The following is a 21,553-nucleotide window of genomic DNA, read 5'->3' as shown; positions in this document are numbered from 1 at the left end:
GAGTTGCAATGACCGCGACCGCGCCTCGCCGCACGCCTCTCCACGACCTCCATACGCGGCTCGGCGGTCGGATGGTGGACTTCGCCGGCTGGTCGCTGCCCGTCCAGTATCCCGCCGGCATCCTCGCCGAGCACGCCCAATGCCGCGAGCGCGCCGCGCTGTTCGACGTCTCGCATATGGGCCAGGTCGCGCTCCGATCCCCGGACGACCCTGAGGCCGCGGCGCGCGCGCTGGAGCGCGTCGCGCCGGGCGCGCTGGCGACGCTCGGGCCGGGCAAGGCGCGCTACACCCAGTTCACAACCGACGAAGGCGGGGTGATCGACGACCTGATCGTCAGCCATGCCGGCGATCATCTTTTCGTTGTCGTCAACGCCGCGCGCGCGGCAGTCGACATCGCCCATCTGCGCGCGCGGCTGCCGGACCTCGACATCGCGCCGCTCGACCGCGCCCTGATCGCCCTGCAAGGCCCTGCCGCCGAGACCGCGCTCGCGCCACTTGTCCCACAGGCCGCCGCACTCGCCTTCATGGAGACGACGGAAGCGCCGTGGCGCGGCGCCGCCCTGCGCGTCTCGCGGCTCGGCTACACAGGCGAGGACGGCTTCGAGATCTCGACCCCGCCCGAACTGGCCGAGGCCTTCGCCGAGGCCCTGCTCGCCCAGCCGGGAGTGGCCCCAGCCGGCCTAGGCGCGCGCGACACGCTGCGGCTCGAAGCCGGCCTGCCGCTCTGGGGTCAGGACATCGACGAGGGCGTCACGCCCGCCGAAGCCGGCCTCGGCTGGTCGATCCCGCGCCGCCGCCGCGAGGCCGCCGACTTTCCCGGCGCGCAGATCATCCTGCGCCAGCTTTCGGACGGCTCGAGACGCCGGCTCGTCGCGATCCGCCCCGAAGGCCGCGCCCCCGCGCGCGCGGGCGTCGAGATCAGGGTCGAAGGCCGCGCGGTCGGGCGGATCACCTCGGGCGGCTTCGGCCCCACCATCGGCGCCCCGGTCGCGCTCGGCCTCGTCGAGGCCGGCGCCGCCGCGCCCGGAACGGCGCTGGAGCTGATCGTGCGCGGCGCCGCCCTGCCCGCCCGCGTCGTCGAAAGCCCCTTCGTCCCGCACCGCTACAAGCGCGCCGCCGCCGGCGCACAGCAAGGGTCCGCAGCATGAGCGTCTATTTCACCGAAGATCACGAATGGGTCCGCGTCGAGGGGAACGTCGCGACTGTCGGCATCACCCGCCACGCCGCCGACCAGCTCGGCGACGTGGTGTTCGTCGAGATGAAGAGCCCCGGCGAGGCGGTCGCCAAGGGGGCCGAATGCGGCACGGTGGAATCGGTCAAGGCGGCGTCCGAGATCTACGCGCCGATCACCGGAGAGATCGCCGAGGTCAACCCCGACCCCGCCGACAACCCCGCGCTGCTGAACGAGGACCCCGAAGGCGCGGCGTGGCTCTGCCGCATGACCATCGCCGACCCGTCCGAATTATCGGGCCTGATGGACGCCGACGCCTACAAGGCCCTGATCGGAGGCTGACGCGATGACCGCCCTCCCCCTGAGCGCGCTGGAGGCGCGCGAGGATTTTCTGCGCCGCCATATCGGCCCCGACGAGGCCGAGATCGAGCGCATGCTGGCGGTCGTGGGCGCCCCGAGCCTCGACGCGCTGATCGACCAGACCGTCCCCGAGGCGATCCGCCTCCGCCGCCCCCTCGCCACCCCCGCTCCGCGCACCGAGCGCGACGCGCTGCACGACCTGCGAAACGTGGCGGCGCGCAACGAGGTGTTCACCTCGATGATCGGCATGGGCTATCACGGCACGGTCACGCCCTCGGTGATCCAGCGCCGCGTTCTGGAGAACCCCGGCTGGTACACCGCCTACACCCCCTATCAGGCCGAGATCAGCCAGGGCCGGCTCGAGGCGCTGCTCAATTTCCAGCAGATGGTCATGGACCTCACAGGCTTCGACCTCGCCAACGCCTCGCTGCTCGACGAGGCGACGGCGGCGGCGGAGGCGATGGCGATGGCGCGGCGCGTCGGGAAATCGAAGGCGCAGGCGTTCTTCGTGGACGCCGACACGCATCCGCAGACCATCGCCGTGCTGCGCACCCGCGCCGAGCCGATGGGGATCGGCGTCGTCGTCGGCGACCCGGCGACGCTCGACCCCTCCACAGTCTTCGGCGCGCTGATCTCCTATCCCGGCTCCTCCGGCGCGGTCCGCGACTGGCGCTCCGTTTTCGCGCGCCTGCGCGGCGCGGGCGCGCTTGGCGTGGTCGCGACCGACCTGCTCGCGCTCACGCTGCTGACGCCGCCGGGCGAACTCGGCGCCGAAATCGCCATCGGCTCGGCGCAGCGCTTCGGCGTGCCGATGGGCTATGGCGGCCCGCATGCGGCCTTCTTCGCCACGCATGACGCGCACAAGCGCGCCATCCCCGGCCGCATCATCGGCGTTTCGGTGGACAGCCGCGGCAAGCCCGCGCTGCGCATGGCGCTGCAGACGCGCGAGCAGCACATCCGCCGCGACAAGGCGACGTCCAACATCTGCACCAGCCAGGCGCTGCTGGCGGTGATGGCGTCGATGTACGCCGTCTATCACGGCCCGGACGGTCTGACGCAGATCGCCCGCCGCGTCGCCCGCCTCGCCGTCCTCGCCGCCGAAGGGCTGCGGCGGCTCGGCTGCGACGTCGCCCATGACGCCTTCTTCGACACGCTGACGCTGAACGTCCCCGGTCAGGCCCGCCGCATCGCCGCGCGCGCCCGCGCCGAGCGGATCAACCTGCGCGTGGCCGGCCCAGACCGCATCGGGATCAGCTTCGACGAGACCACCCGCGCGGGCGACGTCGCCCGGCTCTGGCGCGTCTTCGACCGCGAGGCGGATGGGAAGCTCTCGCTCGCCGCGCTCGACGCCGAACTGGCGCCGACCCGCCCCGACGCGATTCCCGAGGGGCTTCGGCGGACCAGCGCCTTCCTCACCCACCCGGTCTTCAACACCCATTGCAGCGAGACCGAGATGATGCGCTATCTGCGCCGGCTGCAGGCGCGCGACGTGGCGCTCGACCGCGCGATGATCCCGCTCGGCTCCTGCACCATGAAGCTCAATGCGGCGACCGAGATGATCCCGCTGAGTTGGAAGCGCTTCGCCCATCTCCACCCCTTCGCGCCGCTGGAGCAGGCGCAGGGCTATCAGCTCCTGTTCGAGGATCTCGAGGCGTGGCTGGCCGAGATCACCGGCTTCGCCGCCGTCTCGCTCCAGCCCAACGCCGGCAGCCAGGGCGAGTATGCGGGGCTTCTGACCATCCGGAACTGGCACCGCGCGCGCGGCGAGGGCCATCGCGACGTCTGCCTGATCCCCTCCTCCGCGCATGGCACCAACCCGGCCTCGGCGATCATGGCCGGGATGCAGGTCGTCGTGGTGAAATGCGACGCGCAGGGCGACATCGACCTCGCCGATCTGCGCGCCAAGGTGGAGGCGCATGCCGACCGGCTCGCGGCGCTGATGGTCACCTACCCCTCCACCCATGGCGTGTTCGAGGCGGGCATCCGCGAGGCCTGCGACATGGTCCATGCAGCGGGCGGGCAGGTCTATCTCGACGGCGCGAATCTCAACGCGCTGGTGGGGCTGGCGCGGCCCGGCGATTTCGGCGCCGACGTCTGCCACATGAACCTGCACAAGACCTTCTGCATCCCGCATGGCGGCGGCGGCCCCGGCGTCGGCCCGATCGGGGTGGCCGCGCATCTGGCGCCGCATCTGCCCGACCACCCGCTGATCGACGGCGTGAACCCCGCAGCCGGCGCCGGCCCGCGCGAAGGCCCGGTGTCGGCGGCGCCCTGGGGCTCGGCGCTGATCCTGCCGATCTCGTGGTCCTACATCGCGCTGATGGGCCCCGAGGGGCTGAAACGCGCCAGCGAAGTCGCGATCCTGAGCGCGAACTACATCGCCGCGAAGCTGCGCCCGCATTTCCCGGTCGTCTATTCGGGCCGCGACGGACGCGTCGCGCATGAGTGCATCATCGACCTGCGCGCCATCAAGGCCGAGACCGGCATCGGCGTCGAGGACGTCGCCAAGCGCCTGATGGATTACGGCTTCCATGCGCCGACCATGAGCTGGCCGGTTCCCGAGACCATGATGATCGAGCCGACCGAGTCCGAAGGCCTCGCCGAACTCGACCGCTTCTGCGACGCGATGGTCGCAATCCGCGACGAGATCGACGAGGTGGCGCGCGGCGCGGCCGACCCCGAGGACAACGTCCTGAAGAACGCCCCGCACACGCAGGACATGCTGCTGGGAGAGTGGACGCGCCCCTACAGCCGCGAGAAGGCCGCCTTCCCGGCGCCGGGCCTGATCGAGGACAAGTACTGGCCCCCCGTCGGGCGCGTGGACAATGTCGCGGGCGACCGCGCGCTCGTCTGCTCCTGCCCGCCGCTGGAGGCCTACGCGCAAGCCGCCGAGTAGGCGCGGCTCAGACGCTCGAAAGTTGCGCGGGGCGCGTGCGCGGCCCCGGCGCGGCCTCGACGCCCCCGCCGAAGCCCGCCCGCGCGCGCGCCAGCGCCTTGCCGGCGCGCGACGCGATGTCCGCGAGCGTCGCATCCTCGGGTTGCAGCACTGCGACCCCCGCCACGGCGCCGAGCGGGGCCGCCCCGACCGCCGCGCGCTGCGTCACGGCGAGATGCTCGCGCGCCCGCCGCATCGCCGAGACGGCGTGCTCCACTTCCGCCTCGGGCATCAGCGCGACGAAGATCGCGCCGTCCCAGCGGCCCACCACGTCATAGGCCCGCAACGCCTGCGCCAGCGCCTCAGCCGCCCGGCGCAGCGCTTCGTCGGCGGCGAGTTCGCCCGCGCCGGCGCGCACTTCCTCCAGATGGGTCAACTCGAACAGCCCGACCGACAGCGGCGCCCCCTTGCGCCGGCAGCGCACGATCTCGTCGCGGGCGCGGCGCATCACGTTGAGGCGGTTGGCGAGCCCGGTCAGCGGATCGTCGAGCCGCGACGGGTCGCCCTTGCGCGACGCGATCTCGAGCCGCCTGCCCAGCGCCTCGACCCCGCGCGATATGCGGGCGATCTCGTCTCCAGACCCGGCGCCGCCGCGCGCGCCCTCGCCGACATGGCGCAGCGCTTCGGCGATCTGGCCGAGTGGGCGCAGCAGGAGCCACAGCCCCCGCAGCGCCAGACCCGAGGCCAGAGCCCCCGCCGCCATCCAGAGCGCCGCGCCTGCGCCGGACGCCCCGGCGAGCGCCGCCCCGCCGGAGGCCGCGAAAGGCGCCGCCGCCGCAACGGCCGCGAAAACCGTCGCTCGGGCGCGGTAGCTGTTGGGAAACACCCGGCGCGACGCGCGATAGAACCCGGCCCGACTGTCCTGCGCCCGCATCGCCCGCTCCGCCCCGCGCCGTTCACCCTCGGCGGGAGCCCCCCGCCGGCGACGCCGATCCTGCGGCGATCAGCGTTAGAAAAGCGTTGCTTCGCCGTCAACCGATCGGCCGCGCGCCATTTCAGCCCGCCCAGCCGCCCTGATCGCCGACATAGCGCCCATAGGCGTGGGCGGCGCGTTCGTCGACGTAGCGGCGCAGCGTCGCCGCCTCGTGCGGGGCCATCCGCGCGAGGGGGAGGTCGTCGAACGGCGCGAAGCGCCAGCCCGGCGCAGGGTCGGGCGCGTCCGGCGCCGCGCCGCGATAGACGACGTGATGCATGTGGCCCGCGTCGCAGCTCTCGAAGACGAATGGCAGCTCCGCCCAGACGCCGGCCGCGCCCAACTGCCCGAGCAGGCTCCCCGGCGCGCCCGCAGGCCCAAACGCGTCAGCCGAAGGCAGCGCCGCCGCCCCGTCCGGTCCGATCCGCAACAGCGCCGAGCGCCGCCGCTCCACGATGGCGCTGACCCGAACGCCGCCGCCGCGCGGGGCGGTCGCGCCGCCTTCCGGTCCGAAGCCGACATAGGCGCCGCGCCAGTAGCCGAGCGGCTCGATCGACGCCTCGCCGAACGCGGCGATCCGCCCGAGCAGGATCGTGTGGTCTCCCGCCTTGATCCGTCGCTCCATCGCGCAGTCGAACCAGGCGGCCGCGCCTTCGATCACCGGCGCGCCGGTCGCCTCGGCGCGCCAGCGCACCGTCGCGAACTTGTCGGCGCCGCGCGTGGCGAAGATGCGCGACGCCTCGCGCTGGGTCGCGCCGAGCACGCTCACCGCAAAGTGCTCAGCCGTCTCGAAGGCGGCATAGGTCGCCGCGCTGTGCGCCAGACAGACCAGCAGCAGCGGCGGATCGAGCGAGACCGAGGTGAAGGAATTGGCCGTGAACCCCGTCGGCGCGCCCTGCGCGTCGAGCGTGGCGACGATGGTAACGCCGGTCGGAAAGGCCCCGAAGGCGCGCCGCAGCGCGCTGCGCCGGGCGTCCGGGTCGGTTTCGGATGTCATCTGCTCTCCCGCGCCCCGCCTCGTGGTGCGCCCGACATATGGCCCGCCCGTCGCCCCGCGTCGAGCGCTTCAGCCAAGCGCGTCGCCCGCGATCGCACCCGCCTGCGCCAGCGCCGCGATCTCGGCCTCCGAGAAGCCCGCCTCGCGCAAGGCCTCGGCTGTGTGCTGGCCGAGGCAGGGCGGCGCGTGGCGATAAGTGATCTCCGTCTCGCTCAGCTTGATTGGATTGGCGATCAGATCGACCGCGCCCGACCCCGCTGCGGGATGCGCCATCCGCACCGTCCCGCCGCGATGGACGACCTGCGGATCGGCGAAGGCCTCGGCGATGTCGTTGACCGGACCGCACGGCACGCCGACGCGTTCCAGCGCATCGATCCACCAAGCCTTGCTCTGCGCCCGCGTGACCTCGTGAAGAAGCGGGGTCAGCGCGTCGCGGTTGCGCACCCGGTCGGCGTTGGTCAGAAAGCGCGGATCGTCGGCCAGCGCCGCCCGCCCGCCGGTCTCGCACAATCGCCGGAACTGGCCGTCATTTCCGGCGGCGATGATGAACCAGCCGTCCGACGCCGGAAACGTGTCGTAGGGGACGATGGTCGGATGCGCGTTGCCGAGGCGCCCCGGAACCCTCCCGTCGCACAGATGCGCCGTGCCCTGATTGATCAGCCAGGCGATCTGGCTGTCGAGCAGCGACATGTCGATGCGCTGGCCCCGTCCGGTCGTCTCACGCGCCCGCAGCGCCGCGAGGATCGCGACGGTCGCATACATCCCGCACATCACATCGGCGATGCCGACGCCGACTTTCATCGGCCGCCCGCCCTCGGCTTCCGGCTCGCCGGTCACCGACATGATCCCTCCATAGCCCTGCGCGAGGAAATCGTAGCCGGCCCGGGCCGCATAAGGCCCGGTCTGACCGAAACCCGTGATCGAGCAATAAATGAGCCGCGGGTTCAGCGCCGCGAGATCGTCAGGCCCGAGACCGCGCCGCGCCAGATCGCCGAGCTTGTAGTTCTCGATCAGAACGTCGGCGCGCGCCGCCAGCCGACGCACGGCGTCGGCTCCCTCTTTCTTCGATATGTCAATGGCGAGCGAGCGTTTGTTTCGGTTGGCGCAGAGGTAATAGGCGCTCTCGCGGGTCTCGCGGCCTTCGGCGTCGGTCACGAAAGGGGGCCCCCAGCCGCGCGTGTCGTCGCCCGCTCCGGGGCGCTCGATCTTGAGCACGTCGGCCCCGAGGTCGCCAAGCAGCTGGCCGGCGGTGGGCCCGGCGAGAATCCGGCTCATGTCGAGCACCCGCAGCCCGTGCAGCGGGCCGTGCGGCAGGTCGGGATGGGGCATCGGGCGCCTCGTCTCAGGGGTCAGTCGAACAGCGTCGCCGACGCCAGCCCGAGGCTGCGCCGGCAGGCGGTCAGCGTGTTGGCGAGCAGGCAGGCGATGGTCATCGGCCCCACCCCGCCGGGCACCGGCGTGATCGCGCCGGCGACCGCGATCGCCTCGTCGAAGGCGACGTCTCCGACGAGCCGCGACCCGCCATCGGCCCCCGCGACGCGGTTGATGCCGACGTCGATCACGGTCGCGCCCGGCCTGATCCAGTCGCCGCGCACCATCTCTGGCCGCCCCACGGCGGCGACGAGGATGTCGGCCCGCCGGCACAGGGCCGGCAGATCGCGGCTGCGGCTGTGCGCGAGCGTCACCGTGCAGTTCTCGGCGAGCAGAAGTTGCGCCATCGGCTTGCCCACGATGTTGGAGCGCCCGAGCACCACCGCCTCCGCCCCGCTCATGTCGCCCAGGGCGCGCCGCAGCAGCATCCGCGCGCCGAGCGGCGTGCAGGGGACCATCGCCTCGAGCCCCGAGGCGAGACGCCCGACATTGATCGCGTGAAAGCCGTCGACATCCTTGGCGGGCGAGATCGCGTCGATCACCGCCGCCGCGTCGATCTGCGGTGGAAGGGGAAGTTGAACAAGAATTCCATGAACCTGTGGGTCGATGTTCAACCGCGCGACGAGGTCGAGAAGCTCCGCCTGCGTCGCCGTCGCCGGCAGCCGGTGCTCGAAGGAGGCCATGCCAGCTTCGCGCGTGCGCTTGCCCTTGCTGCGCACATAGACCGCACTGGCGGGGTCGTCGCCGACCAGCACCGCCGCGAGCCCCGGAACGACGCCGGCCTCGACCTTCAGCGCCGCCGCCGCCTCGGCGACGCGCGCGACCAGCTCCGCCGCGACCGCCTTGCCGTCGATGATCGCCGCGCTCATGGGGCCTCTCCCGTCGTTATCCGCGCCGCAGATGACGCGGGCGGGCGGGAGAGGTCAAGCGGCGGGCGCCCTACCCGCCCGGCTTCTCGCCCGCCGGTCGCTCCACGGTCCCCAGCGCATCGGCCAGCCGCGCCGTCGCCGAACCGGGGCGCTTCGGGACCGGCTGGCCCGGCGCCGGCGCCCAGCCCGACAGATGCACGATGTCGAAGCGCGCGCGCACGCGCCCCGGACCCGCCGGAAAATGTTCGGCGTAGAGCGCGCAGGCGCGGAGCAGGGTCGCGCGCCGGGTGAAGCAGCGCCGGCGCTCAGCGAGCGCGTTCGCCTCGCCCATCGCGCGCAGGTCGCGCATCAGCGCGAGCGCGTCGGGATAGTCGACGTCGACTCCGTCGAGATCGGCGACCGGCATGGCGAAGCCCGCGCGCTGGAGCAGCGCGCCCGCGTCGCGGATGTCGATCATAGGGGCGACGCGCGGGCTGAGGCCGCCCTCCTCCGCCGCTTCGGCCTCGGCGAGCGCCGCGCGCAGCTCCGCCAGCGTGCGCCCGCCGAGGGTCGCGCCGAGCAGCAGCCCGTCGGGCTTCAGCGCGAGGCGGATGCGGGTCAGCAGCCCGACCGGATCGTTCTCGGCGTGCAGGCCGAGCCCGAGGACGACCAGATCGAACGGCCCGCCCTGCGCCGCCTCGGGCCCGTCGCCGACCGTGGTCGGCGCGACCTCTCGCGCCAGCGCCGCAAGGCGCGGCGAGGGCTCGACCTGCTCAAGCGCCTCAGCCCCCACATGGCCCCGCAGCGCGCGCGCATAGGCGCCGCCGCCCGAGCCGACGATCAGCGCGCTCGGAAAGGCGCGGGGGACGTCGCCGAGCCGGTCGGCGATCTCGGCCGCCGCGCGGGCGTGCAGGAAATCCGCGTCGCGAAAGCCGCTTGCGGCGGCGCGGTCGCGGCGCATGATCAGCGCGCGGCGGTCGAACAGGCTCGGCGGCGAGGTCATGGACGGTCCTCCTCGACGGCAGATAGCGGCGGGGCGCGCGCGGGGAAAGGCGGGGCGATGCGGACAGGGCTGTCGGCGGTGGCGGGGGCGGCGCTCGAAGCGCTCTATCCGCCGGTCTGCGCGGCCTGCGGGGCGGAAACGGCGGCGCAGGGCGGGCTCTGCGCCGACTGCTTCGCCGAGGCCGCCTTCATCGCCGCGCCGTTCTGCGATCTGTGCGGCGCGCCGCTCGCCGAAAGGGCCCCCGAGGCGGGCGAGCGGCTGGTCTGCGAGCAGTGCGCGCGCTGGCCGCCCGCCTGGTCGCGCGGGCGGGCGGCGGCGCTTTATGGCGGGCCGATCCGCAAGGCGGCGCTGGCGCTCAAGCACGCCGACCGGCTCGACATCGCGCGGACGGCCGCCGGCTGGATGCAGCGCGCGGGCCGCGATCTGATCGCGGAGTGCGACCTCGTCGCGCCGGTCCCGCTGCACTGGACGCGCTTGCTGCTCCGCCGCTTCAACCAGTCCGCAGAGCTGGCCCGCCATCTGACGCAGCGCGCGGGCCGTCCCGAGGCCTTCGCGCCCGATCTGCTGATCCGCCGCCGCGCCACGCCGAGCCAGGAGGGGCGCGGGCGCGCCGCGCGGATCGAGAACATGGCCGGCGCTTTCGCCCTGCGCGCCCGTCGCGCCCCGCTGGCGCGCGGCGCGCGCGTGCTGCTGGTCGACGACGTGATCACCACCGGCGCGACGCTCTCGGCCTGCGCCGAGGCGCTTCGGGCGGCGGGGGCGGCGGATGTCGCGGTCCTCGCGCTCGCCCGCGTTGCGCGCGACGCGGAACCGCATATGACTGGCGCGTGAGACGAGCGGAGGGCGGCATGAAGCGCGTTGAAATCTACACCACCCCGATCTGCGGCTATTGCGCCGCCGCCAAGCGGCTTCTGACGCAGAAGGGCGCGGCCTTCGAGGAGATCGACGTGATGCGCGACCCCGCCCGCCGCGCCGAGATGACCAAGCGCTCCCATGGCGGGCGCACCGTGCCGCAGATCTTCATCGCGGGCGCGCCGATCGGCGGCTGCGACGAGCTTTACGCGTTGGACCGCGCGGGCAAGCTCGACGGACTGCTGGCGTGATCCTGCGCGCGGGCCTCGTCCAGCTCACCGCCTCCGACGACCCCGAGGCGAACCTCCCTGCGACCGAAGCGTTGATCCGCAAGGCGGCGGCGGGCGGCGCCCAGCTGGTCCTGACGCCGGAGGTGACCAACATCGTCACTTCCGACGCAGACCGCCGCCGCGCCCTGCTGCGCCTCGAACAGGACGACCCGACTCTGGCGCGGCTGCGCGCGGTCGCGGCGGAGCTGGAAATCTGGCTGCTGATCGGCTCGCTCGCCCTGCGCACGGGCGACCCGGACGGGCGCTTCGCCAACCGCTCGCTGCTGATCGACGCGCAGGGCGCGATCCGGGCGCGCTACGACAAGATCCACATGTTCGACGTGGACGTGTCGGAGACCGAGACCTGGCGCGAGAGCGCCGCCTTCCGCCCCGGCGACCGCGCCGTGCTCGCGCCGACGCCATGGTGCGGGCTGGGCATGACGATCTGCTACGATCTGCGCTTTCCGGCGCTGCATCGCGCGCTGGCGCAGGCGGGGGCTTCGATCCTGACCGTCCCCGCCGCCTTCACCCCGCCCACAGGGGAAGCGCATTGGGAAGTCCTGCTGCGGGCGCGCGCCGTCGAGACCGGATGCTTCGTGCTGGCGCCGGCGCAATGCGGCGCGCATCCCCGCGCCGACGGCGGCGCGCCGCGGCGCACCTGGGGGCATTCGCTTGCCGTCGCGCCCTGGGGCGAGGTTCTGGCCGATGGCCGCGAGGCGCCGGGCGCGACGCTGGTCGACCTGGACCTGTCGCAGGTCGAGGCGGCCCGCCGGCGCATCCCGGCGCTGCGCCACGACCGGGATTTCACCGGCCCCTGAGCCGTCAGCCCTCGCCCTGATCGAGGTCGCCGAGCCCGTAGCGGCGCAGTTTCACGTAAAGGCTCTGGCGGCTGAGGCCGAGCATCTCGGCGGCGGAGGCGCGGTTGTCGCCGGTCAGCTCGAGCGCCGCTTCGATGCACAGCCGCTCGATCACGTCGGTGGTCTCGCGCACGAGGTCCTTCAGCGGCACGCGGCCCACCAGCTCGGTCAGCTGGTCGAAGCTGCGCGGCATGGCGATCTCGGGTCGCGCGGCGCCGCGCCGGTCGACATTGCGGATCAGGAACCCGAACAGATCGCCCGGCCCCTCGCCCGCATCCTCCCCGGCGCCGGCGGCGCGGGCGGCGCAGATCTCGACTTCCACCATCGAGCCGAAATCGCCCCGCAGGCTGGTGGAGAAAAGCCGCACCGACCCGCTCTCGCGCAGGGTGGACATCAGCACCGCCAGATCGACGCCGGGCCGCCCGAGGAAGCGCTCGAGCGATTCGCCCAGCGCCTGCTCCTCGGTGGCGAGTTGCGCGAGGTTGAGGAAGGCGAGATTGGCGTGGCGGATCACCCCGCCCGCATCGGTCGCGACATAGCCTTCCGGCGCCGCCCCGAGGATGGCGGCGGCGGCGCGCGCCTCGTGGTCGGCCTGCGCGCCGCCCCGCGCTCCGGCGCCGACGCGCACCAGCAGGAAGGCGCTCGCGTCCTGCCGGAACAGGGCCGCCGAAATCTCCGCCTGCGATCCGTCGGGCATCCGCGCGGAGACGCCCTCCGCCCGACCGGTGGCGCGGGCGCGGGCGACGAGGCGTTCGAGCTCGAGCAGGTCGGCGCTGTCCACGCCCACCGGAAACACCCGCCCGACCAGCCGCTTGCCCTGCGGCGCGAGGATGCGCTCGGCGGCCGGGTTGGCCTCGGCGATGCGCCGGGTGGCGGCGTCCACGATCATCAACGGCTCGGGCGTCATCTGGAAGAGCAGCCGGTAGCGCATCTCGGCGTCGCGAAGCCGGGCGTATTCGCGCTCGACGCCGTGCTGGGCTTCGACGAGGCGCGATTGCAGGGCCGCGAGGCTGCGCATCTCGCGCCCCAGCGCCAGCAGCCTGCCTTCGGCGAGCGGGGTCGTCGCGAAGCTGACCGGCAGCTCCGCCCCGTTCGGGGTGATCATGTTGATCTGGCGGCGGGTGAGCGCGGGACCGCCCGCCGCGCCGGCCAGCATCTCGTCGACTTTTGCGACGCTGTCGGGCCCGACGAGCGTCCGCCACGGGCGACCGACCCAGTCCGACAGCCCCTCGCGCGACAACTCGACGCCGTTATGGGCCAGATCGACGATCACGCCCTCAGGGTCGAGCACCAGCGCCACGTCGCAGGCGGCCACGACCGCCATCGCCGCCGCCGGCCCGCCGAACAGCCCGAAGGTCGTCTCCGGGGTGCGGAACGGGCTGATCGGGTCTATGGCGACGGGCCGTTGCATGCTGCGGTGCGCCTAGCTCCTGGACAGGGTCCTCGGAGGGTTGTTGTTGAGGATTATCCCGAATGTGACAAGCATGATTTCGCCCTGGCGACCGCGTCGCGCGCGTCGCGCGCAACGAAATCGGCTCCGGCGCCTTCGCCCAGAGCGGGGTTCGGCGACAGCGCGGCCCCGCCCATCGTGACGATCAACCGACGATTGCGCGAGGCGCGCCGCAGCAGCGCGACGGTCTGCGGCAGCGCCGCGAGGGCGCGCTCGGAGCAGACCGACAGACCGACCAGCGCGACATGCTCGGCGCGCACCGCCTCGGCGAGCTCCGCCGCCTCGGCCCCGGGCGCCTCGCGCACACGCCAACCGGCGGCGCGGAAGCTGTTGGCCACGATCAGCGCCCCCATCGCATGGCGCTCGTTCGCCGGCGAGCCGACGATGGCGAGCGGCGCGCCGACAGGGGCGGGATGGAGATGTTCGAGCTGTTCGCCGAGCGCGCGGGTGATCGCGAGCAGCCGCTGCGAGGCGAGCGCGATCTCGACGAAATCGGCGGCGTCGGCGTGCCAGTACTCGCCGAGCCGCACCGCCGCGGGCGCGATCAGGTCGTTGAGGAGCGACTCGACGTCGACGCCCTCGGAATAGAGCGAGGCGACCAGCGCCGACGCCGCAGCGCCGTCGCGCGCGAGCGCGCCCCGCGCCAGCGCGTCGACGGCGCTGGGCGGCGGGGCGCGGCGCGGCGCTTCGGGCTGACGGCAGCGCTGGAGCAGCATCGGGATGACGGCGCTTTCGACGAGGGCGCGCAGGCTGTCCTGTCCAGGGTCGCGCCGATTTGGCGCGCAGGGATCGAGGCCGAGCGCGCCGAACCCTCGCGCAGACTCCGCGTCCGAGTCGCGGTCGCGCATGGCGGCGGCGGTGCGGCTCACATCCATCCCATGCTCCTCCAGTCGCCGGAGCGGGGGCGGCGCGTTCGGGACCGCCGTCGGGCCGCGCCGACCGACGCCTCTTGGCGGGCGCCTGCCGAACGCCGGCGCCGGTCAAGCGCCCGGCGTCGGCACGCTAAAATGCGGCGGATCGCCCTCATGTGTCAACGACGATTTACAGACGGCGGCGCCTGCGCGGTCTTCCGACGCGCTCGACGCCCTATCTTGGCGCCAACGCCAAGAGCACTCAGATGCTCGCGCCGAGTCGACGCCAGAAGTCAGACCCGACGGAAATGCCCCAATCCTGCGCGCAAGTTGACGGAATGTCGCGGAAACTGAGGCAAGGCGCCGCACGCGTCGCGATTCGCGGGGCGAGGCCCGCGCCCGGGCCCGGCCCCTCCGCCATCCCGCAGCGGCGTCGACGCCGCAGCCCACTGCGTCAGCGCAACCGAACGTCATGTTTAGTTGACACTCGCCTTGCCGACGCCTAGCATCCCAGCAACGACAAAGCGCTCAGGAGGAGACGGACCGATGGCGCCCGCCGCAGCTCAGGGCCAGCGACGCACGCAGCCGCGCCCGAAGCGCGCGCGCGCGGCGCTGTACACGCCCGCCGAGCGGGCCCGCCGCGACGCCACGGCGTGGACCACCGTTCAGGGCGTTCTCGCGCCGCTGCAGTTCCTCGTCTTTCTCGTCAGCCTCGGGCTGGTGCTGCGCTATCTGTGGACGGGCGAAGGGCTGTGGGCGGCGACGGCCTCGGTCGTCGTCAAGACGCTTGTCCTCTACACGATCATGGTCACCGGCTCGATCTGGGAGAAGGTCGTGTTCGGCAAGTGGCTGTTCGCGCCCGCATTCTTCTGGGAGGACGTGGTGAGCATGGGGGTGATCGCGCTCCACACGCTCTATCTGGTCCTGCTGCTGAACGGCTGGGGGACGCCCGCCCAGCAACTCGCCGTCGCGCTGGCGGCCTATGCGATTTACGTGGTCAACGCCGCGCAGTTCCTCTGGAAGCTGCGGCAGGCGCGGCTCCAGGGCGCCGCAGAGACCATGGCGGACGAAATGCGCGCCGAGGCGCGGATGATGGCGGAGTGCGCGCGATGAGCCCGCTCGACGCCCGCTCGACCGCCGCGGGTTGCGCCGACCGCCCGGTGCTGCGCGAGCGCGGCCAGCGCGAGGTGTTCTGCGGGCTGACAGGCATCGTCTGGCTGCACCGGAAAATCCAGGACGCGTTCTTCCTCGTGGTGGGCAGCCGCACCTGCGCGCATCTGATCCAGTCGGCGGCCGGCGTGATGATCTTCGCCGAGCCGCGCTTCGCCACGGCGATCATCGACGACCACGACCTCGCGGGCCTCGCCGACGCGAACGAGGAGCTCGATCGGGTGGTGACGCAGCTGCTGGCGCGCCGCCCCGAGATCAAGCTGCTGTTTCTGGTCGGTTCCTGCCCCTCCGAAGTCATCAAGCTCGACCTCAGCCGCGCCGCCGAGCGCCTCAGCGTCGCGCATCAGGGCCGCACGCGCGTGCTCAACTATTCGGGCTCGGGCATCGAGACGACCTTCACGCAGGGCGAGGATGCGTGCCTCGCCGCGCTCGTCCCCACGCTGGGCGAGACGCAGGCGCGCGAGCTGCTGATCGTCGGCGCGCTGGCGGATGTCGTGGAGGACCAGTTCGCGCGGCTGTTCGGCGAGATGGGCGCGGGGCCGGTGCGCTTCATGCCGGCGCGCAATGCCGGCGAGATGCCCGAAGTTGGGCCGAACACGCAGATGCTTCTGGCGCAGCCCTTCCTCGCCGAGACCGCGCGGCTGCTGGAGAAGCGCGGCGCGACCCGCCTGCCAGCCCCCTTCCCGCTCGGCGCGGAAGGGACGGCGGCCTGGCTGCGCGCGGGCGCGCAGGCGATGGGCGTCGCGCCCGAGCGCTTCGAGGCCGCGATCTCCGCGCCGCGCGCGCGGGCGGAGGCGGCTGTGGCGCGGCGCGCCGAGCGACTGCGCGGCAAGCGCGTGTTCTTCTTCCCCGACAGCCAGCTGGAAATCCCGATCGCGCGGTTCCTGGCGCGCGAATGCGGGATGATCCCGACCGAAGTCGGCGCCCCCTATCTGCACCGCGAGCACATGGCCGCGGAACTCGACCTGCTGCCCGCCGAGGCGCGGCTGTCGGAAGGCCAGGACCTCGAGCGCCAGCTCGACCGCTGCCGCGCCGAGCGCCCCGACATCACCGTATGCGGCCTCGGCCTCGCCAACCCGCTCGAGGCCGAGGGCCTCACGACGAAATGGGCGATCGAGTTGGTATTCACGCCGATCCAGGGCTTCGAGCAGGCGGCGGACCTCGCCGAGCTGTTCGTCCGCCCGCTCGACCGCCGCGCGAGGCTGCGCGTATGAAGCTGACGGTCTGGACATATGAAGGCCCGCCCCATGTCGGGGCGATGCGCATCGCCACTGCGATGAAGGACGTGCATTATGTGCTGCACGCGCCGCAGGGCGACACTTACGCCGATCTGCTGTTCACGATGATCGAGCGGCGCGACCACCGCCCGCCGGTGACCTACACCACCTTCCAGGCGCAGGATCTGGGGTCGGACACCGCCGACCTGTTCAAGACCGCCTGCCGCGACGCGGTGGAGCGCCATGCGCCCAAGGCGCTGCTGGTCGGCGCCTCCTGCACCGCCGAACTCATTCAGGACGACCCCGGCGGGCTGGCCGAAGGCATGGACCTGCCGGTGCCCGTGGTGCCGCTGGAGCTGCCCTCCTACCAGAAGAAGGAGCATTGGGGCGCGGCGGAGACGTTCTACCAGATCGTGCGCCGTCTCTCGCAACCCGTTGAACGCACCGGCGGCGGGCCCCGCTGCAACATCCTCGGCCCCTGCGCGCTGGGGTTCCGCCACCGCGACGATCTGCGCGAGATCCGGGGCCTGCTGGAGCGTATGGGGATCGCGGTGAACGTGGTGGCGCCGATGACCGCCGCGCCCGCCGACATAGCCCGCATCGGCGACGCGGATTTCAACGTGGTGCTCTATCCCGAAATCGCCGACAGCGCCGCGCGCTGGCTGGAGCGCCAGTTCGGCCAGAAGCGCACGACAGTCGTCCCCCTCGGAATGGGCGCGACGCGAGACTTCATCGAGGAAGTCGCGAGGCTCGCAGGCGTCGATCCGGCGCCGGCGCTGCTCGGCCAGCCCGCCAACATGCCGTGGTGGAGCCGGTCGGTGGACAGCACCTACCTGACCGGCAAGCGCGTCTTCGTCTTCGGCGACGCGACGCATGCCTGCGCGATGGCGCGGGTGGCGGTGGAGGAGATGGGCTTCGAGCTGGTCGGCCTCGGCTGCTACAACCGCGAATTCGCCCGCGACCTGCGCGACACGGCCAAGAAATTCGGCGTCGAGCCGCTGATCACCGACGACTATCTCGAAGTCGAGGCGAAGATCGCCGAACTGCACCCGGAACTGGTGCTGGGGACGCAGATGGAGCGCCACATCGCGAAGCGCCTTGGCCTGCCCTGCGCCGTGATCTCGGCGCCGGTGCATGTGCAGGACTTCCCCGCCCGCTACGCCCCGGTGATGGGCTTCGAAGGCGCGAATGTGCTGTTCGACACGCTGATCCACCCGCTCGTGATGGGTCTGGAGGAGCATCTGCTGCACATGTTCCGCGACGATTTCGAGTTCCACGACGAAGCGGGGCCGTCGCACCTGCACGGCGCGCGCCGTCAGGGCGCGCCGGAGGCTGAGGCCCCCGCCCCCGCCGAAGTCGAAGCCGAAGCCGAAGTCGCGCCGGCCTCTACCGCCCCGGCGGAAGCCGAAGGGCCGATCCTCTGGAAACCCGACGCCGAGAAGGAGTTGAAGAAGATCCCGTTCTTCGTGCGCGGCAAGGCCCGCCGCAACACCGAAGCCTTCGCCGCCGAACGCGGCATCCGGTCCATCACCGTCGAGACACTCTATGATGCAAAAGCCCATTTCGCGCGCTGAGGCTGCGCCCCGGCTCAGCGTCGCGATCGTCACGCTGGACGGTCACCTGACGGCGTCTGTCGCGCGCGCGCAGGCGGAACTGGCGCGCGAGGCGCCGGGGCTGTCGGTGTCGCTGCATGCGGCGTCGGAATGGGCGGCGGAGCCCGAGGCGCTGGCCGCCTGCAAGGCCGACATCGCGCGGGCGGACATCGTCGTCGCCTGCATGATGTTCATGGACGACCACATCCGCGCGATCCTGCCCGCGCTGCAGGCGCGGCGCGAGCACTGCCGGGCGATGTTCTGCTGCCTGTCGGCGGGCGAAGTGGTGAAGCTGACGAAGGCGGGCCGGCTCGACATGAGCGTCGAGCAGACCGGGCCGCTCGCGCTGCTCAAGCGCCTGCGCGGCAAGCCCAAGGCGGGCGGGTCGTCGGGCGCGGGGCAGATGGCGATGCTGCGGCGGCTGCCGAAGATCCTGAAATGGATCCCCGGCAAGGCGCAGGATCTGCGCGCCTATTTTCTGACGATGCAGTATTTTCTGTCGGGCTCCGACGAAAACATCGCGAACATGCTGCGCTTCCTCGTCGGCCGTTACGGCGGGCTCGACACGGGGACTGCGCCGGCTGCGGACCCGGTCGATTATCCCGAGATCGCGCTCTACCACCCCGCGGTGAAAGGCCGGATCACCGAGAACGCCGCCGATCTGCCTGCGAAGGGGACGGCCGGAACAGTCGGGCTGCTGGTGATGCGCTCCTATGTGCTCGCCAACGACTCGCGCCATTACGACGGCGCCATCGCGGCGCTCGAGGCGCAGGGGCTCAACGTGCTGCCCGCGTTCTCCAGCGGGCTCGACGCGCGGCCCGCGGTCGAGAAGTTCTTCATGAAGGACGGGCGGCCGGTGGTGGATGCGGTGGTGTCGCTCACCGGCTTCTCGCTGGTCGGCGGCCCCGCCTACAATGACAGCGGCGCCGCCGAAAAGCTGCTCGGCGCGCTCGACGTGCCATATCTCGCGGCCCACGCGCTCGAGTTCCAGACGCTGGAGGCGTGGCGAACGGGGGCGCGGGGCCTGACGCCCATCGAATCGACCATCATGGTCGCGATCCCCGAACTCGACGGCGCCACCAGCCCGACCGTCTTCGGCGGGCGGTCCTGCGGCGTGGGGCGCTGCGAGGGCTGCGACCGGCGGTGCGACTTCTCCGGCGGGGCCGGCGCGCGCGACATGAACGCCTGCATCGAGCGCGCCGAGATGCTCGCCGCGCGTGTGGCGCGGCTGGTGCGGCTGCGCCGCACGGCGCGCGCGGACAAGCGCGTCGCGATCACCCTGTTCAACTTCCCCCCGAACGCCGGGGCGACGGGGACCGCGGCCTTCCTCAGCGTCTTCGAGTCGCTCTTCAACACGCTGAAATCGCTGAAGGCTGCAGGCTACACGTTGGACGTTCCGGCGAGCGTCGACGCCCTGCGCGACCGCGTGCTCGGCGGCAATTCCGGGCAATTCGGACAGGACGCCAACGTGCACGCCCGGGTGTCGGCGGATACGCATGTGCGCCGCGCGCGGCATCTGGCGCAGATCGAGGCGGCATGGGGCCCGGCGCCGGGGCGCCAGCTCAGCGACGGGCGCGACATCTTCATCCTCGGCGCGCAGTTCGGAAACGTGTTCGTCGGCGTGCAGCCGGGATTCGGCTACGAAGGCGACCCGATGCGGCTGATGTTCGAGGGCGGGCTCGCGCCGACACACGCCTTCTACGCCTATTATCAATGGCTTCGCGAGGATTTCGACGCCCATGCGGTGCTGCATTTCGGCACTCACGGCGCGCTGGAGTTCATGCCGGGCAAGCAGGTCGGCCTCGACGGCGACAGCTGGCCGGACCGGCTGATCGGCGATCTGCCCAACCTCTATCTCTACGCCGCCAACAACCCCTCCGAAGGCACGCTGGCCAAGCGGCGGGCGGCGGCGACGCTGATCAGCTACATCACGCCCCCGCTCGCGACCGCAGGCCTCTATCGCGGCCTGATCGACCTGAAATCCTCCCTCGACCGCTGGCGCGCCGCGCCCCCCGAGGCGGTCGCCGAGCGCGCGCAGCTCGCCGAACTGATCCAGGCGCAAGCGGCGGCGGTCGACCTCGCCCCCTCCGAGCCCGCCTGGGACGCCCCGGAGACCGAGATCGGCGCGCTGACGACCCGGATCCTCGAACTGGAATACGAGCTTATCCCGCACGGGCTGCACATCGTCGGCGAAGCGCCGAGCGTCGTCGAACGCGCGGAGATGCTGGAGGCGATCGCCGAGGCCGCCTCGGGCGTGCGCCCGCCGCATGCGGCGCTGCTGGCGCTGGCAGATGGCGCGAGCCCCGAACAGGCGGCGCGCCGCGCCGGCGGGCCGGTCGATCTCGACATGCTGCGGCGGCTCGCCGACACGGCGCGGATGCTCGGCGAGGATCATGAGAGCCCGGCGATCCTCGCCGCTCTCGACGGCCGTTTCATCCGCCCCGCGCCGGGCGGCGACCTGCTGCGCGCGCCCGACGTGCTGCCGACGGGGCGCAACCTGCACGGCTTCGACCCGTTCCGCATCCCTTCCGCCTATGCGATGAAGGACGGCGCGCAGCAGGCGGCGCGGCTGATCGCCCGCCATGTCGAAAGCGGCGGCCAGCCGCCGCGCACTGTGGCGCTGGTGCTGTGGGGCGCGGACAACCTCAAGACCGAAGGCGGCCCGATGGCGCAGGCGCTCGCGCTGATGGGCGCGCGCCCGCGCATCGACGGCTATGGCCGCGTCTGCGGCGCGGAACTCGTCCCGCTGGCCGAACTCGGCCGCCCGCGGATCGACGTGATGGCGACGCTGTCGGGCATCTTCCGCGACCTGCTGCCCTTGCAGACCAAGATGCTGGCCGAGGCGGCCTATCTGGCCTCCGAAGCCGACGAGCCGCTGGAGATGAACTACATCCGCGCCAACACTTTGGCGCACATGGCCGAGCGCGGCTGCGATCTGGAGACTGCGGCGCTGCGGGTTTTCTCAAACGCCGACGGGGCTTACGGGGCGAACGTCAACCAGCTCGTCGACAGCGGCGCCTGGGACGACGAGGACGAACTCGCCGACGCCTACCAGAAGCGCAAATGCTTCGCCTATGGCCGCGACGGCGTCCCCGCCGCCCAGCCGGAGCTGCTGCAGAGCGTGTTGGCGAAAGTCGATCTCGCCTATCAGAACCTCGAATCGGTCGAACTCGGCGTCACCACCATCGACCACTATTTCGACACGCTGGGCGGCATCGGGCGGGCCGTGAAGCGCGCCCGCGGGGAAGCCGCGCCGACCTATATCGGCGACCAGACCCGCGGCGCGGGCCAGGTGCGCACGCTGTCCGAGCAGGTCGCGCTCGAGACCCGCACGCGGATGCTCAACCCGAAATGGTACGAAGGCATGCTCAAGCACGGCCATGAGGGCGTGCGCCAGATCGAGGCGAGCATCACCAACACGGTCGGCTGGTCGGCGACCACCGGCGCCGTGGACCCTTGGGTCTATCAGCGCGTCACCGAGACGTTCGTGCTCGACGAAGCGATGCGCGAGCGGCTGGCCGCGTTGAACCCCAAAGCCTCGGCGCGGCTCGCCAACCGGCTGATCGAAGCCCATGAGCGCCAGTACTGGGCGCCCGACCCTGAAACGCTCGACGCGCTGCGGCGCGCCGGCGAAGAACTCGAAGACCGCCTCGAAGGCGTCGGCCCCGCGACAAACGTCGCGGCGGAATAGAGAAGG

17 protein-coding genes are annotated in these 21,553 nt (G+C 72.3%); 10 read left to right on the top strand and 7 right to left on the bottom strand.

Annotated features, from left to right (window positions below; translation table 11 throughout):
• Nucleotides 1-8: 8 nt before the first annotated feature.
• From gcvT to gcvP, 3 genes are read left to right on the top strand one after another with little or no spacing between them, the layout of a single operon-like run.
• The gene (gene gcvT / locus V7Q31_RS08020) at nucleotides 9-1,148 is read left to right on the top strand and encodes a glycine cleavage system aminomethyltransferase GcvT (protein WP_333833173.1); all 1,140 of its coding nucleotides are present in this window, start codon (nucleotides 9-11) and stop codon (nucleotides 1,146-1,148) included.
• Entirely contained in the window at nucleotides 1,145-1,513 is a 369-nt protein-coding gene (gcvH, locus tag V7Q31_RS08015; RefSeq protein ID WP_333833172.1) for a glycine cleavage system protein GcvH, read from the top strand. The genes gcvT and gcvH overlap by 4 nt, the downstream gene beginning before the upstream one ends.
• A gap of 4 nt (nucleotides 1,514-1,517) precedes the next feature.
• Nucleotides 1,518-4,427 carry an aminomethyl-transferring glycine dehydrogenase gene (gcvP, locus tag V7Q31_RS08010; protein ID WP_333833171.1) on the top strand — a complete coding sequence of 970 codons (2,910 nt, stop codon included), beginning with the start codon at nucleotides 1,518-1,520 and terminating at the stop codon, nucleotides 4,425-4,427.
• Nucleotides 4,428-4,434: 7 nt separating this feature from the next.
• On the opposite strand, the gene V7Q31_RS08005 is transcribed toward gcvP, so the two are convergent.
• The 5 genes from V7Q31_RS08005 to V7Q31_RS07985 form a co-directional block, all read right to left on the bottom strand.
• Nucleotides 4,435-5,340: a diguanylate cyclase domain-containing protein gene (locus V7Q31_RS08005; protein WP_333833170.1), complete on the bottom strand. Its 906-nt coding sequence runs from the start codon at nucleotides 5,338-5,340 to the stop codon at nucleotides 4,435-4,437.
• 121 nt (nucleotides 5,341-5,461) lie between these two features.
• Nucleotides 5,462-6,376, bottom strand: coding sequence for a flavin reductase family protein (locus V7Q31_RS08000; protein ID WP_333833169.1), 915 nt, complete (start codon nucleotides 6,374-6,376; stop codon nucleotides 5,462-5,464).
• Between the two features lie 69 nt (nucleotides 6,377-6,445).
• The gene (locus tag V7Q31_RS07995; protein WP_333833168.1) at nucleotides 6,446-7,705 is read right to left on the bottom strand and encodes a CaiB/BaiF CoA transferase family protein; all 1,260 of its coding nucleotides are present in this window, start codon (nucleotides 7,703-7,705) and stop codon (nucleotides 6,446-6,448) included.
• A 20-nt stretch (nucleotides 7,706-7,725) separates the two neighbouring features.
• The gene (gene folD / locus V7Q31_RS07990; RefSeq protein ID WP_333833167.1) at nucleotides 7,726-8,616 is read right to left on the bottom strand and encodes a bifunctional methylenetetrahydrofolate dehydrogenase/methenyltetrahydrofolate cyclohydrolase FolD; all 891 of its coding nucleotides are present in this window, start codon (nucleotides 8,614-8,616) and stop codon (nucleotides 7,726-7,728) included.
• Between the two features lie 70 nt (nucleotides 8,617-8,686).
• Nucleotides 8,687-9,598: a methyltransferase domain-containing protein gene (locus V7Q31_RS07985; protein WP_333833166.1), complete on the bottom strand. Its 912-nt coding sequence runs from the start codon at nucleotides 9,596-9,598 to the stop codon at nucleotides 8,687-8,689.
• Nucleotides 9,599-9,655: 57 nt separating this feature from the next.
• On the opposite strand from V7Q31_RS07985, the gene V7Q31_RS07980 reads away from it, so the two are divergent.
• Genes V7Q31_RS07980 through V7Q31_RS07970 form a run of 3 tightly spaced genes read left to right on the top strand, consistent with a single transcriptional unit; the run spans nucleotide 9,656 to nucleotide 11,537 of the window.
• Entirely contained in the window at nucleotides 9,656-10,429 is a 774-nt protein-coding gene (locus tag V7Q31_RS07980; protein WP_333833165.1) for a ComF family protein, read from the top strand.
• Nucleotides 10,430-10,446: 17 nt separating this feature from the next.
• A complete protein-coding gene (gene grxC / locus V7Q31_RS07975) occupies nucleotides 10,447-10,701 on the top strand; it encodes a glutaredoxin 3 (protein WP_333833164.1) in 255 nt (84 codons plus the stop codon).
• Nucleotides 10,702-10,703: 2 nt separating this feature from the next.
• A complete protein-coding gene (locus V7Q31_RS07970; protein ID WP_333833177.1) occupies nucleotides 10,704-11,537 on the top strand; it encodes a carbon-nitrogen hydrolase family protein in 834 nt (277 codons plus the stop codon).
• Between the two features lie 4 nt (nucleotides 11,538-11,541).
• Here the strand turns inward: V7Q31_RS07970 and ppsR are convergent, their stop codons facing one another.
• The gene (gene ppsR / locus V7Q31_RS07965) at nucleotides 11,542-12,987 is read right to left on the bottom strand and encodes a transcriptional regulator PpsR (RefSeq protein ID WP_333833163.1); all 1,446 of its coding nucleotides are present in this window, start codon (nucleotides 12,985-12,987) and stop codon (nucleotides 11,542-11,544) included.
• A 53-nt stretch (nucleotides 12,988-13,040) separates the two neighbouring features.
• Nucleotides 13,041-13,901 carry a cobalamin B12-binding domain-containing protein gene (locus V7Q31_RS07960; protein WP_333833162.1) on the bottom strand — a complete coding sequence of 287 codons (861 nt, stop codon included), beginning with the start codon at nucleotides 13,899-13,901 and terminating at the stop codon, nucleotides 13,041-13,043.
• Between the two features lie 522 nt (nucleotides 13,902-14,423).
• Between V7Q31_RS07960 and bchF the strand changes: the two genes are divergently transcribed.
• The 4 genes from bchF to V7Q31_RS07940 are packed head-to-tail and all read left to right on the top strand — an operon-like array spanning nucleotide 14,424 to nucleotide 21,547.
• A complete protein-coding gene (gene bchF, locus V7Q31_RS07955; RefSeq protein WP_333833161.1) occupies nucleotides 14,424-14,990 on the top strand; it encodes a 2-vinyl bacteriochlorophyllide hydratase in 567 nt (188 codons plus the stop codon).
• A complete protein-coding gene (locus tag V7Q31_RS07950) occupies nucleotides 14,987-16,261 on the top strand; it encodes a ferredoxin:protochlorophyllide reductase (ATP-dependent) subunit N (protein ID WP_333833160.1) in 1,275 nt (424 codons plus the stop codon). Before bchF ends, V7Q31_RS07950 begins: the two co-directional genes overlap by 4 nt.
• Nucleotides 16,258-17,838 (top strand): ferredoxin:protochlorophyllide reductase (ATP-dependent) subunit B, encoded by a 1,581-nt coding sequence (bchB, locus tag V7Q31_RS07945; protein WP_333833159.1) that lies wholly within the window; start codon nucleotides 16,258-16,260, stop codon nucleotides 17,836-17,838. Before V7Q31_RS07950 ends, bchB begins: the two co-directional genes overlap by 4 nt.
• A complete protein-coding gene (locus V7Q31_RS07940; protein WP_333833176.1) occupies nucleotides 17,813-21,547 on the top strand; it encodes a magnesium chelatase subunit H in 3,735 nt (1,244 codons plus the stop codon). The genes bchB and V7Q31_RS07940 overlap by 26 nt, the downstream gene beginning before the upstream one ends.
• Nucleotides 21,548-21,553 lie beyond the last annotated feature (6 nt).

Source organism: Rubrimonas sp., from assembly GCF_036788415.1.
Taxonomy (GTDB): Bacteria; Pseudomonadota; Alphaproteobacteria; order Rhodobacterales; family Rhodobacteraceae; genus Rubrimonas.
Note: the sequence above shows the minus strand (reverse complement) of the source record. Positions and strands in the feature narration are given on the sequence as shown.